7 protein-coding genes and 1 pseudogene are annotated in these 13,783 nt (G+C 60.2%); all 8 read left to right on the top strand.

The annotated features are described in order from the left end of the window. Positions 1-208: 208 nt before the first annotated feature. On the top strand, positions 209-517 hold the full coding sequence (locus ACVBEQ_RS05545; protein ID WP_447152413.1) for a CU044_2847 family protein: 309 nt from the start codon (positions 209-211) through the stop codon (positions 515-517). Continuing rightward, positions 514-3,651 (top strand): NACHT domain-containing protein, encoded by a 3,138-nt coding sequence (locus ACVBEQ_RS05540; RefSeq protein WP_447152412.1) that lies wholly within the window; start codon positions 514-516, stop codon positions 3,649-3,651. The genes ACVBEQ_RS05545 and ACVBEQ_RS05540 overlap by 4 nt, the downstream gene beginning before the upstream one ends. A gap of 513 nt (positions 3,652-4,164) precedes the next feature. Further along, positions 4,165-4,418, top strand: a pseudogene (locus ACVBEQ_RS05535) (ATP-binding protein); the annotation flags it as partial. Positions 4,419-4,506: 88 nt separating this feature from the next. Next, positions 4,507-4,851: a hypothetical protein gene (locus ACVBEQ_RS05530; RefSeq protein WP_447152411.1), complete on the top strand. Its 345-nt coding sequence runs from the start codon at positions 4,507-4,509 to the stop codon at positions 4,849-4,851. Continuing rightward, positions 4,842-5,951 (top strand): transposase, encoded by a 1,110-nt coding sequence (locus ACVBEQ_RS05525; RefSeq protein WP_447152410.1) that lies wholly within the window; start codon positions 4,842-4,844, stop codon positions 5,949-5,951. The genes ACVBEQ_RS05530 and ACVBEQ_RS05525 overlap by 10 nt, the downstream gene beginning before the upstream one ends. A 2,046-nt stretch (positions 5,952-7,997) precedes the next feature. Then, positions 7,998-9,437, top strand: a complete 1,440-nt coding sequence (locus tag ACVBEQ_RS05520) for an SRA domain-containing endonuclease (RefSeq protein ID WP_447152409.1) — start codon at positions 7,998-8,000, stop codon at positions 9,435-9,437. Between the two features lie 260 nt (positions 9,438-9,697). Then, positions 9,698-11,941, top strand: coding sequence for an AAA family ATPase (locus ACVBEQ_RS05515; protein WP_447152408.1), 2,244 nt, complete (start codon positions 9,698-9,700; stop codon positions 11,939-11,941). Next, positions 11,938-12,990: a 5-methylcytosine-specific restriction endonuclease system specificity protein McrC gene (gene mcrC, locus ACVBEQ_RS05510; RefSeq protein WP_447152407.1), complete on the top strand. Its 1,053-nt coding sequence runs from the start codon at positions 11,938-11,940 to the stop codon at positions 12,988-12,990. The genes ACVBEQ_RS05515 and mcrC overlap by 4 nt, the downstream gene beginning before the upstream one ends. Positions 12,991-13,783 lie beyond the last annotated feature (793 nt).

The raw sequence follows: 13,783 nt of genomic DNA, 5'->3' as shown, positions 1-13,783 counted from the left end.
CGCGCCGATGCAGGCAGGCGGTCAGTGTTGCCCGGGTGCGAACCGCTTGGCCGGCGCTTCCACCCCCTGTCTCACCCGAGGTTCCACGGGCGTCGATCCGTGAGGACTTTCTCTACTCATTCAAGTACCGGTGGCGCCAGTAGGCGGCCAACACTAGGCTCAAGCAGCCAACTGGCGTCGGGAGACACAAGATCTGGGGTGGGGTCGCGTGAACGAAATCGTTGAGATCGACTTGGGAGACGGCACCAGCTTATTGGCCGAGGTGGCCGTCGCAGGCGGCGATGTCGGCGCGTGGGACCGCTTCACCTTGAGTGCTGTTAAGTCAGCCATCGGACGAATCGCACGCTGGACAAAAGAAAAGCTGCTGCAAGATTTGCCCGAGCCGCCCGATCGTGTCGAAATCGAATTCGGAATGAAGTTCGCAGTACAAACTGGTGAATTGGTCAGCGTCCTAGCGGAAGCTTCAGGAGAAGCCTCGATTATCGTCCGGGTGGAATGGAACCATAAGGCCCAATGAGTCGAGGGGCCGCCGTTCAGGTGGTTGCGCGAAATTGTGCCGTGCAGATCCACCGGGACAAGCGCTTTCTGGGGAGCGGTTTCTTCGTTGCACCCGAGTTTGTAATGACCTGTGCCCACGTCGTGGGACAAGCCAGTTCGGTTACGATCACCTGGCAGGGACACACGATCGCAGGAACCGTCGTGGTTAGGCTGCCCGACATCCGGGGTGACGGCGAGTATTGGGCATATCCAGACATTGCAGTAATTGCCCTAAGTGAGCCCCCAAGTCATCCGGTCTGTTGGTTCGACACGGACCCAGCTACCGCTGGTGACGTCCTAGACGCGTACGGATTCAGCACAAAAACGCCCTCGCCAGGGGCTCACGTTGATAGCCTCCGCGTCGAGGCTGCCGGTTCCGGAGGCCAGTATCTTCGGATAAAAGACGACCAAGTCGTGGCTGGCCTCTCGGGATGCCACGTGGTCAACCAACGCACCGGCCTAGTAGCTGGCATCGTTAAAGCGAGCAAAGGACAAGCCCTTGCAGTGGGGGGCTGGATCATCCCAGCACCAATATTACTCCAGGAGTTACCACAGGAAATTTTGACCCAAATCCTGGCCCCCAGGCGCATCAACGATGAGTGGCTGCAAGCCCTGCTCCTCAAATTCAAATCGCTGCTTCGTGCTCAACAATTAGGTTTACAGTCACTCCCTTACAGGCTGTTGGAGGGCCCAGTACCCCCGCTTAGCCAAGTCTATGTCAGGCAGAATGCGTCGTGGAGCAGTGGCCGGGACGTGATGCAGGACATTTTGGCTCAATCACGGGACATAATATTGGTCGGCGCTCCCGGAGCTGGAAAATCGGCCACAGTCCAGCACATCTGCGCCGAGACGGCGACTTGGTGGCAGAACGGACGGGGCCCTGCACCTTACGGGATGTTTCTCGCCGTCCGCGTCGCCGCAGCAGCGTTGGCGGCCGGGAGAGCGTTACCCGAGGCAGTTTCTGACAGCATCAATCATCAATTGGGCGCACACCTTACGATCCCCGTCGAACCTTCCTATTTCAGTCGCCGCCCCGCGCCCGGAATAGACTGGCTAATTCTTGTGGACGGCCTCGATGAGATTCTACTGCCAGAAGAACGTCGCGGCGTCACACGAATGCTTGCTCAGCACATCAGCTCGGAGAATTCCAGCTGGCGCTATCTTATAACGACCCGGCCAATGCAGAGTGTCGAACTAAAAGAAATTTTAGCGGCCGGCGCGCAATCGTGTTACTTGCTTCAGTTCGACCCAGACGGGCTCGCAGAATTTGCGCGAAATTGGTTCGACGTGAGGTCGCCAAGTACGGCTCAGGAAATGACCGATCGCTTCCTGGCGCAGGCCTCGGTCGGAGAGATCGCTGAAGTGGTGCAAGTGCCACTTTTTGCGACGATAGCAGCTATTGTCTTTGAGGCCTCTCCCGAGCGTGCATTACCGACGGACACCTTGGGTCTCTACGATCGCTTCATGCGATTGTTGCTAAGTGAACGGCGCTATCGCTTGGACAGCCACGCCGTTCTGCGGGATAGGTTAATGGTCGTTGCCGGAGAAGATCGTAAGATGGTTGCCGTTCTCTTCGAGGTAGTCGAGGAGCTTTTGGACCATATCGCCCACATATGGTATTTCGATTCTTCGCGCCCAATAGACGATATCGCCGACAGTTGGCTGCGCGTCAACTATCCTGCAGAGATCTACGATGTTCCACAGTGGCCGATGTTCTTGCGGCAGTACTTGGCGGAGACTGGCATACTGATAGAACAAGGGCATGAGTTGCAATGGATCCATTTGAGCTTTGCCGAATACCTGGTTGCACGCGCGCTTGTCAAAACACTCCCGGTTACAGAGTGGGCATGGCTGGCCCAGAACGACTCTACCGCAAATATCGCCCGAATGGCGCTGGCCATGGACCTCAAGAAAAGGAAGAGCGCGGTTGAAATTCTTGGATCGCTTCTGAAGGCTTCCGATAGGGTTAATGACTTGGTCTTTCCTGCGCTACTTAGTTACGGTAAATTGATTTCTGATCATGATGTCCAGAAGTTGACTCGTATAGCGATTAAGAAGCAGACACGGTGGCGGTTCAGCAGCCCACCGTTGTCCCCCTTCGCCCGCCGCGAAGCTGGTTTGACCGAACTTAAGGCCGCACTCGGAAGGTGGTGGCTGCGTCCCCAAGCCCATGTGGCCGTGGTGACGGTCCTGGCCGAAGCCTCCGCCGACAGATACGACGCCAAGCGTTATTTGGAGCTGCTAAGACGATATGTGGTTATGCGACGGTACCTAGTGGGTACGCGAACATTTGCGTTATCATCTCTTCTCCGTCTCACGGAGGTAGACGCGCCGGCGAAATTCCGAAAAAAGGATTTCCGCGATCTGGTGGGTGAGCTTCTTTCCAATGGCGCACCCAGGGTGCGCTTGATCACCGCCGTAACGGATGAGGTAACAAGATTTGCAACCGGTCCACGCTTGCCGGGGATGCGGAAGATGCTTCGTAGTGCGATTCATGAGCGCCTTAGCCGGTCGAGGAGGCGAGGCGGTCGGCGGCTTTCGTTGGGGCGAGCCCTTCTTCTATTAGGTGATCCGGCTTGTGTCGACATACTTGCCGAGCATTGCAAGCTTCGGGTCGCGATCGGACGATCCCTGAGGATACGGACCGCAGCGCGCGACGAGCTGATAAGCCTTGCGCTAGGGTCGAGTGACCTCATTTCGTATAATCGTTATGTTTCTCCTGTCCGTGTTGAGGAACTCGGACGCATAGCTGGTGAACGGTGTCGCGAATTGGGGTTGGAATTGGTTAAGCAGGACCGATGGGCGATCTCGCGCTCCGGATATTTTGGAAAGAGGTATTGGATAATTAGAGACCTGGAACGGGCAGCGCGTGAGGTAGAGTCTCTGAATACGGGCGAGGCTGAAGTTATCGTGAAAAGCGCCGCAGCGGGTGCTGGCCCTTTAGAATGTTGGATCTTGGGATCGGCCGCCTGCGAGTTCGCGCGATCAGCACCTCGTGGTTCCCGCGAGATCCTGTTGTGGTTGCTGGACGGCGGCTCGATGTGGGGCATTCACGAGCGGCGGATCCGGAAGGTCTTGCGGGTTTTAGGCGGGCCTGTCACGTTAAGAAGATGAATGCGTCAAGTTTGATTAGAGCGGATTTGGTCGTCATACCGAAGTAAATCTAAGGCGGCGCTGCCTCTGCCGTAACCGCGCGGGCCTTTGGTTTATTACAACTGGGCCCTCTGGAAGCCAAGACTTCACAAGCCTGTTGAAAAATGTGTCAACCGGGCTTTCGCTCTGCCCATCGGCCCGGAAAGCGAACACATCGAACCGCTAACCCCAGTGGTCGGCGGCCTGATCGTGCTGGCTTTGCAGCCGACCTCACCCTCACACGAGACAGCCAGGGCCCAGCTAGGTTTTCGGCCGCACAAACATGCGATGAAGGAGTCCGTGCTTGGCACACTGCTCGGCAGAATTGTCTACGTCTTCACTCTCGGACAGCCATATCTGACCCGCGCAGGGTGGGACCGGGCCGTGTGGTGTTTGGTTGCCTCACGCCTCACCGAGAGATCCTTCCCGTACCCGGCCAACCCCGCTACAGGGTGCGTCAGCAACCTCCCGGGATACAGCAACTAGTTCAACACTCTGGCTGATACGCACACCAAGGGCCGACTTCCACAAGAACTTGTCCGCCTGGTCTGCTACCCCGCTGATCGTGATCAATGAGGTCGCGTACATCCCGTTCGAATCCGAGACGGCGACCTGCTCTTGCAAATCGTCTCCGCGCCGATACGAAGGGCGTCGCTGATCGTCACCAGCAACAAACCGTTCGGTCGCCGGGGCGAGGGTCTTCGGCGGCGGGCGACGACGTCGCCGTCGCCGTGCTGATCGACCGGCTCTGGTTTGCGCCTGAGTTAGCGATACAGATTGATCTTGGTATCAGACAGCATCTCGTGGGGTCGTTGACCGAGCGAGGAGGATCTGGCCATGGACGAGGAAGGTCGATCGAGGGACCGGGCTGGGCGACGGCCGAAGCGGTTCCTGACGCCGATGCAGAAGTACGAGATTTATCTGCAGGTGATTCGCGGCGAGGTCACGATGGCGGAGGCCGCGGCCGCCGCGCAGGTGGATCGGTCGACGGTGGTGCGGATCCGGCAGGTCGCCAAGGATGGCGCTCTGCCAGCGCTGGCGGAGTCCCGACCGGGTATCAAGCCCGGGACCCGGGATGTCGAACTGGACGCGGCGAAAGCGGAGATCGCGCGGTTGTCGGAAACGGTCAAAGAAATGGCCGTGAAGCTGATGCTGGTCGAGGGAAAAGGCGGTTGGGAATAGGTGGCCGCATTCCCCGCCGGGTCGATGCGGCCACCAAGTCTGCCCTGCTCGAGTTGCTCAACCGGGCGGTCGAGCAGGGCTGGTCGGTATCGGCGGCAGCGGTCGTCTTGGACCTTGGCCGGGTCCGGGCACACCGGTGGATGCTCCGGGCGGGGCTCGGCGAGCTCGTCGACCGCCGACCCGGCGGATCCCCGGTGCACGGGTTGTTACCGGCCGAAGAGGCCGAGATCCTTGCAGTCTTCGAGCAGTGGGCCGAGATCGACCGTTCGCACCGCAAGCTCGCGCACCGCGGCTCCTACCTGCACAGGTTCTGGGCCTCCCCATCTACCGTGCGTCGGGTTCTGTCGTTGCACGACAGGCACTTCCGGCCACTGCCACGGCCGGGACGGTCGCATCGCCGGCCGTTCCCGGAGTGGGCGGAGTACCGACCGAACTCCATCTGGATCTACGACACGACACACTTCACCGCCCCCGGAGTGGCCGCCACCATCGTGGAGGACCTGGTTTCCCGCAAGTGGCTGGCGCACATCGTCTCGGGTGAGGAGACCTCCACCCAGGTGCAGTTGGTATTCACCGATGCGCTCGAGCTCGAGGGTCTGATGGACGACGTGCTGGCACGGATCGACCGCCCCGACGGGCGGACCGTCGCCGACCCGACCGTTGACGACGAACACCGCCCGATCCTGCTCGCAGTGTCGGACAACGGCCCGCAGATGACGTCCGGGTCAACCCGCGAATTCATGGCGCTGCACGCGATCGCCGTACATTTCGGGCGACCAGGCACACCGACCGACCAGGCATGGATCGAAACATTCTTCGGACACCTCAAGGCCGAGTTCCCGCACCTGCTCAAGATCACCCAACCCGCCGTGCTGCACGCCGAACTTGATCAGTTACAGGTCCATTGGAACACCGTCAGGCTGCACGCCGGCGTGGGATACGTGACCCCGGACGACGAGCACACGGGCCGTGGTGAGCAGATCCGCAAAGACCGCGAGGCGGGATTGGAACGAGCCCGACGGACCCGGCTTGCCCACCACCGGGCGAACCGGCAGCATGATCAACAGCGACACCCAGAAGGACCCCGCGATGTTGTCTAATGCAACGCGATCTTGTATCGCTAACTCAGAAACACCTCAGCTCGTCCACCACGCCGACGTCATCACGCTCTACGGGGACCTCGGTCGCATCACGACCTCAACCAACGACGACAGGAGCCGGAAGGTGGTCAAAATTCAGTGCCGCTAACTGGTCGGTCAGCCTTCGGTTCCGTTGGCAGATGAGACGACCGGCGCGGCGGCGACAGGGGACGCCTGGGACCCTGGGACGAACCATTACGGGCCGCAGTCGTCACCCGAAGGCTCGTAAAAGGCACGGTGACCAACTGGTCACCGTATCGAGCATAATCGTCACCCAAGGTTACTGAGTACTTCCGCGTTTGACGTGGTCTCGAGGGCGGGGCTATTAGCGCGTATTGGTTCGCAAACACCCCGCTGACTTACGGATGGCCATCTGTGAAGAATGTCTGAAACAACCTCATATCCTCGTACTTCGGCGTCAGCCGGCGCTCGAACAGTTCCCCGGACCGCCCGTCCAAGCCCACACCCGACCACCGATCGGGCGTGCACATCCAGACCGACGCTCGTAGTCTCAACGCTCACTGGGGCCTCCCACATCTTTCTACCGGCCAGCACCACCCCTGTCGGCAACCCAAGAAAGTTGCCAATATGCCCAAGTGCGAACGGTAGCCTTTCCACCGATGACTTTTGTGCGAGTAGAAACCGCGACGACGCCATCGTCACCAATTTCCGTTGCGTCAGCTCCGGCTTTGAGGGCGTCTGCGCCAATTCTAATCCCCCGCAGCAACTCTGGCTACCCCAATCCATCTGTTCAGCTGGCGCCTGGACTGCCCGTAGAGTTCACCTGATAGGGTGACCCATGCGTGCGATGCGGTTCGTTCTTTCGGCCATTGTTGGTAGTTTGCTGGGCCTGTGGCTTATCCCAGAATCTATTCAGGATTACCTGCCGACGCACCAGCCGTGGGATGGCCCCATATCTTGGTCGGGGATTCTGGACTGGCTGCAGCTGCCATCAACGATTCTTACTTTCTTTACTGTCTTCCTGTTTGTGATGGCGATCGCTCCATACTTTCCTGATATGAGTCGCCGGGAAGCATGGCTTTATTGGAGACTGCCAGTACTGACAGGATGTGCCGCCTCGGTTTTTTGGCGGGCGAATAATGATCTACCCGAGGACAGAGCCGATGTGTTAACCAGTCCCGCCTTCTGGTTGTTAGCTGCCCCAATTGTCCTCATGGTCGTTGTATATATTGTAGGTAAAAGTGGAATCAAATTATGGGAATATTTCGTCTCGCGGTTGAGGGAGAATGATCGACGTTGGGTTTATCGAGAGCAAATCGGCAACGATGACGCTCCTTATGAACTAGATCGGTGCTCATCGACGGTACAGCATAAGTGTTCACCCGGTTGGGCTCCATCGAGGCTCTGGAGTGAAGCCAAAGACCGGCCTTTGGCTGTCCGCTTCTGGGGTTCAGATTTCGACGGGCCACGGAAGAGGGTCCGACAACAGGAAAGCCGATACTACGGCGCGCGTTCATGTCCTGCTGCCCCGCCTGCGCGGCCGCCCAGACTTACAGCCCAGAAGCAACTCCGGTTGCGGCGCGAAGAGGAGTACCGCAAACAGCAAGAGGAAGGCGGAGATGACGGTCCTACGACCGCTTCCAAAACATAACCACGTCGCACGAGTTCGGACCACTGATGCTGGCGTAGCCCTCGATGTGACTCGACACGGGCGCGGACATGCCGGCCTCTTCTAGCACGCGCAGCGAGTCGATCTTGCTGGTCGGCTCGATGATCCGGGCGAGTGCACACTTTCAGCCCGCACCGGCGCTGTCTCCGCAGGTCACAAACCTACAAGATCAACAAGTCGTGATCCGTGAGCCAAGTCATGTGTTTGCGCAGGTCACGCCTCGGCTCGCTTGCCAGAGGACCTGCGCTGGGCCAGACGCATGTTAGGCATGTTTACCCGAGAGTGACCGTAGCGATGGTGACAATTGCCCAGGAAAAGTCGCTGATGGGTCTCAGTTTTAGGGGCGTCCAGTCGGTCTGACATGCCAGGATCAGCCGATGCAGACCATCCTGTGCCTTTGGGACGGCACGCCGGAAGGCTACGACCCCGCCGCTTTTGAGCGAGATGTCGCAACGACCTCAGCTGGAAGTCCCGCGCGAGGAAGATGGAGCATCGGTCGGCGCCGGCATGGGATGGCCCCCGGAGATCGGGTCTTCCTTCTTAGGCAGCACAACCAGCGAGGGATCGTCGGTGCGGGACGCCTCGTCGACGGAGTGGTCCGGCGAGAAGCTCACTGGCGGCCGGACGTGCAGGACCAGGCCTTGTACGTCGACATCGATTGGGATCGGATTCTCAATGTGCACGATCGGCTGCCGCTCGAGACGCTCATGGAGGAAGTCCCGGGCCACCAATGGCGGGGCATAAGAAGCTCGGGTCAAATCGTCCACCCCCCAAACGACGACCAGCTCGAGCGGTTGTGGGCAGACCATCTGTCCCAGTTGAGCACGACGGCAGGTGCGTGGGACATCGAACCGGGCCAAACACTCGGCAGAGCCGAACGCGTGCAGCGCTTCGGCGGGGGGATGTACGGCGGAATCGAACAATCCGCCCGGACACCCAATGTTTTCGTTTACAGCGACCCTGCTGAAGGACGAGCACACGGTTACTTCTTCGACGGCTGGGCAGAGGACGACTCTGTGTTTCTCTACACAGGTGAAGGGGCAACGGGTGATCAAAGGTTGACCGATGGCAATGCGGCTATGCTCAACCACTCTATGGATGGCCGAACATTGCGCCTCTTCGTCGCTGACGGCACCGAGCCTGGTTCCTCGACAAAGATCCAACGCTACGTCGGACAGTTTGCCGTCGACTCAGCATTGCCATTGGTACGCACCGATTCCTTAGGTGCGGACAAAACGCTGCGAAGCGTTCTCGTGTTCCGGTTAATACCCACCGGCCCGACATTCCGTCGCACCATCGACCGAAGCACGGCACCATCGATCAGCGCCACTCCAAACTCGAACCAAGTCCCCGTCGACGCCGCCCGGTATGCCGCCGGCAGCGCAGAACCAGTACCCATAGAACGATTCGACGTGAGCGCATACACAGTTGCAGGGTCAGTAGGCACGACCGCAACGAAGACTGAGTCCCTCCTGGTAGAAAGGTTCGTGCAACAGCTTGCGGACCTGGGTCGAACCTGCTCGCGCTACCGGATCCAGCCACCCCACGAGCTCCGTAGCCTATACACGGATGTCTTCGACAGCACGCAAAACGTACTATATGAAGCCAAAGGGGTGGCCACCCGAGAGGCAATACGCCTCGCCATCGGACAACTGCTCGACTACCGCCGACACATTCCAACCAACCCATCAATAGCGGTGCTCGTACCAGTGCGTCCCAGTGATGACCTGCTCCAACTGCTGAGCGGCCTCAGCATTCGATGCGTATACGAAACCAGATTGGGTTCATTCGAACCAGCGGACGGAGGAGATCTCTAGAAGTTGCGAACGTAGACAAACGGTGCGATCTGACACAGTCAGGCGGCTGCCCGTCGTTGCAAAATGCTCTACGTGCCGGGCGCTCGGTTGAGCAAAAGTCATGGTTTGACCGATGCTGCACCGGGCTACATTCGGTTGCCGATCGCGGCAGTGAACCCACATCTTGTCCGCCACCTGAAACGACTCCGTTTTGCGCCCGCGGTTCTCGTCGGGCTCGTGCTAGCCGGTCAGCAAGTCCAACGAGCCAGGAGAATGCAGGCATGACCAACGATCAGCTCAACATCGACGTACGCGCCGCCGCGTTGGCGTCGCGGCCAACCCCGGACTTGCTGGTTGCACGCGAGGCACGTGAGGTGATCACTCACATGCTCGGAGACGGGAGATCAATGATCGACCCGCCAACGAGTATATGGACGGCTGGGGCGGCTGAAGAGCTTCGCGCCAGGATCGGGGACAATCCGCTCGTCGGGACGGGCCAAGGGCAATGGGACAAGCTCGACCTGCAGCTCCGGGGCGCTCCGAGGGAGGTTGTGGTCCTTGCCGCCGAACTAGTCTTCTTGCGCGACCATCCTCTTCGGTCGGCTCTCCCTGAGACGCGCCGCGCACACGTTGAGCGGGTGTTATCCCATCTCGATGTTCCACTGACTATTCCAGAGCCGATGTCGACTTGGCTCGCCCGTCCTGCGGGGACCGCTGGGTTTGAGCCGGGGTCCTGGTACAACGGCGCGCTGTGGCGACACGTGATTTGGGCTTCGACCTTTGTGCGCCACTGGAATGGCCTGCCCGAGCCCGAGCGTGAAGCTGCGAGGACCGATCCGTGGGAGTTGCAGCGGGTCATGCTCGCTTCGGGTGACGACCGCTCCGACATTCGTAACGCGTTGCAGTTCCTCGCTCGACCGGACGAGTTTGAGCCGATCTCGTCAGCAGGGATGAAGACACGGATCCGCGATGGACTCGCGGACCGGATCGGCGGGTCTACCGGTGACACCCCCCAAGCGATCGACCGCGACCTGCTGGCGATCCGCGCCGCCCTGTCTAGTGAGGTCGAGGGGCCTTTCCACTTTTGGACACCTGGCGTGGCGGAGCTCTGGGATTCATCTCCGAAGGGGGCTGCCTCCACCACGACTGAGGCTGGCGAGCTCAACGAGCCTCGCCCTCGCCACTACTGGCTGTACTCCCCTGGGGCTCAGGCGTCGGAGTGGGAGGAATTCTCAGCAAAAGGCATCATGGCGATCGATTGGAGCGAGCTCGACGACCTCGCGACGTATCCGAGCCGAGAGGCGATCCGGCAGGCTCTTGACACTGAGGGGACGGGTGGTTCGATGCGGAACGCCGTTCTCGCGTTGTGGCAGTTTCAGAATGAGATCGCCGTGGGTGACATTGTCTACGCCAAGCGCGGAAGGCGGGAGATCGTAGGACGCGGCGAGATCACCTCCGACGCTCGATTCGAGCCGGCCCGCACCTCTTTCCGACATGTCCGCTCGGTGACGTGGACCGACGTAGGGTCTTGGGAACACCCCGGCGACGCCGCAACGAAGACGCTCACCGACATCACGACGTACCACGACTACGTCGAAAAGCTTGCGGCGCTGTTCAGCGGGGATGTCGAGCCGGAGCCACCTATCCCACCAACGCCGCTCCCGGCCTACGACAGCGCGGCGTTTCTCAGTGAGGTGTATCTGTCCGAACAGCGCTACGAACGCCTTCGCGCGCTGGTCCTGCGCAAGAAAAACGTCATTCTCGCCGGACCGCCCGGGGTTGGGAAGACGTTCGCTGCCAAGCGCCTGGCGTATTCGATCATCGGCGCGAAAGACCCGAGCAGGGTTCAGATGGTCCAGTTCCATCAAAGCTACTCATACGAAGATTTCATGATGGGATACCGGCCCACCGAAGCCGGCGGGTTCACACTCACCGAGGGACCGTTTTATCGCTTCTGCGACGCAGCCCGCGCCGACGACGATGACCGGCCGTACTTCTTCATCGTGGACGAGATCAACCGCGGCAACATTTCCAAGATCTTCGGCGAGCTGCTCATGCTCATCGAAGCCGACAAGCGGGGGCAGGAACTGCGTCTCCTCTACAAGAACGAGACCTTCTCTGTCCCGGCGAACTTGCACATTATTGGCATGATGAACACCGCGGACCGTAGTCTTGCTGTCCTCGACTACGCGCTGCGTCGCCGCTTCGGCTTCTTCGAGCTGGGCCCCGGCTTCGGCTCCACTGGGTTTACCCGCTGGCAGCAGGAGGCAGACAGCCCGACACTCGACCGCCTCGTCGTTGTCGTCACTGAACTCAATGCGGCAATTGCGGACGACCCGGCGCTCGGCCAGGGGTTCGCCATCGGACACAGCTTCCTGTCCCGCCCCATAGGTGGCGCCCTCGACGATCTATGGCTCTACTCCGTTGTCGAGGACGAGCTCATTCCGCTGCTCGACGAGTACTGGTTCGATGAGCCCGGCCGGGCCGAGGAATGGGCGGGCAAGCTCCGGGCTGCCGTCGCATGACCGACCGGTCAATAGCCATCCGCAACGTGTACGTGATGCTGGCCTATGCCTTCCGGGCCATGCACAGCGAAGGCAGTGAACGCATCGCGGCCGAACGGTTCGACCATCTCCACGATCTGCTTGCGGAGATCCTAGTGCGTGGCGTCGGCTCTCAGGTGAAACGTGGCCTCCACCGCGACTACCTTCAGCGTGCCGACGAACTCGCGACGGTGCGGGGACGCATCGACATCAGTCGCACCATCGCCACCCGCTCGACCAACCGGTCGCGACTGGTGTGCGAGTTCGACGAGTACGAGCTTGATACGCGTCACAACCGGGCGCTGAAGTCAGTCATCGTCCTTCTCGTCCGCCGGAGCGATGTCACCAAGCCACGCAAGGACGCCCTGCGCCGCCTCCTTCCGTACCTGGATGCCGTGACGTTGGTCGCGCCGACTTCGATTCGCTGGAACACACTTACCTTTCACCGCGCTAACGCCACCTACCGCTTACTGCTCGGCGTCTGCGAGCTGATCGTCCGCGGGCTCCTGCCAACTCAGGATGCTGGAACCGCAAAGCTCACCTCCTGGGTTTCTGACGACGCCATGAGCAGCCTTTACGAGCGATTCCTGCGCGGGTACTACAGCGTTCACCACCCTGACCTCTTGCCCGGCGCGTCGACAGTCGCCTGGGATTACGACGTCACAAGCGCTGTGGGCGCCGACCAACTCCCGGCAATGCGCACCGACGTCATGCTAAAGCGTGGGCAGCGCGCACTCATCATCGACGCAAAGTACTACGGGCAGTCGATGCAGCTCGGCATGTGGAACAAGGCGACCGTCCACTCGGCCAATCTTTACCAGGTGCTGACCTATGCCAAGAACGCCGACGTCCGGCGCGACGGATCCGTCAGCGGTTTGTTGCTCTACGCACGCACCGAAGGGCCTACACATCCCGACCTCGACGTTGTGATCCAGGGGAACCGGATCGGCGCGCGAACACTCGACCTCAATCAACCGTGGGACTGTCTTCGGGCTCGGCTCGACGACATAGTTACCTGGCTTGACCCGTGATGCACCGCACTGCTCGTTGGTCGCACAACGATGTTCGTGGAAGGTCTCGGCGATCACGCTGACCCAAGTCGCCACCCACCCCCGTTACGGGCATCCGCTCCTCATCACATCCGACACCGCCGTGGACACTCCGTACACACGTTTTACGCAATTGACTACGTCGATCTCGGCAATCCGCGCATTGAGCGCCCATCTCGTGCGCATTGACCTCTTCGGTGTCGAAGTTCGATCGCTTCAATCAGGTAACCAACCGGCGTAGGTCCGCTCTGTCATTCTCCGTGGGGTGAGTGGCGGTTTCGGTGTCGATCCCGGGTTCGACGGCTTCCCGCGCGACGATCCGCGGCGGAACGTCAACGATCACGAACGCGGAGACGAGGGGATCCAATCGCCGGTGTTCCGATTGAGGTTTGGCTTGCGGCGCGGGTGGACAAATCGACGCGCTGGCCACAGCCGATCGGCTCGTGCACATTGACGGCTCTGTCGTGTCTCGGGCTCGTTCCCGGGTGTGATCCACGCCTGTTCTATCGCAACCATGGATTGAGGGCAGTGACACCGTCGGCCGGGTTTGTACGCGTTGGCTCCAGCGCTCCGGAGGAGAACCATTGGGCGTAACCAAACGACACACCGTCCGGTCCGCTCCGAGCATCTGAGGTTCCCGGATGAGTTGACGACCCACACGGGCAGTCGATTACGCAACACATCGCCGCACGGGGTTGTACTACCCAGAGTCATCGACTCAGGACTCTGAGTAGCGTAGGCTGCGTCCCAGCCATACTTGATGGCCGATATCGTC

The organism is Nakamurella sp. GG22 (assembly GCF_052976845.2).
This window is presented reverse-complemented; position numbering and strand designations above follow the sequence as displayed.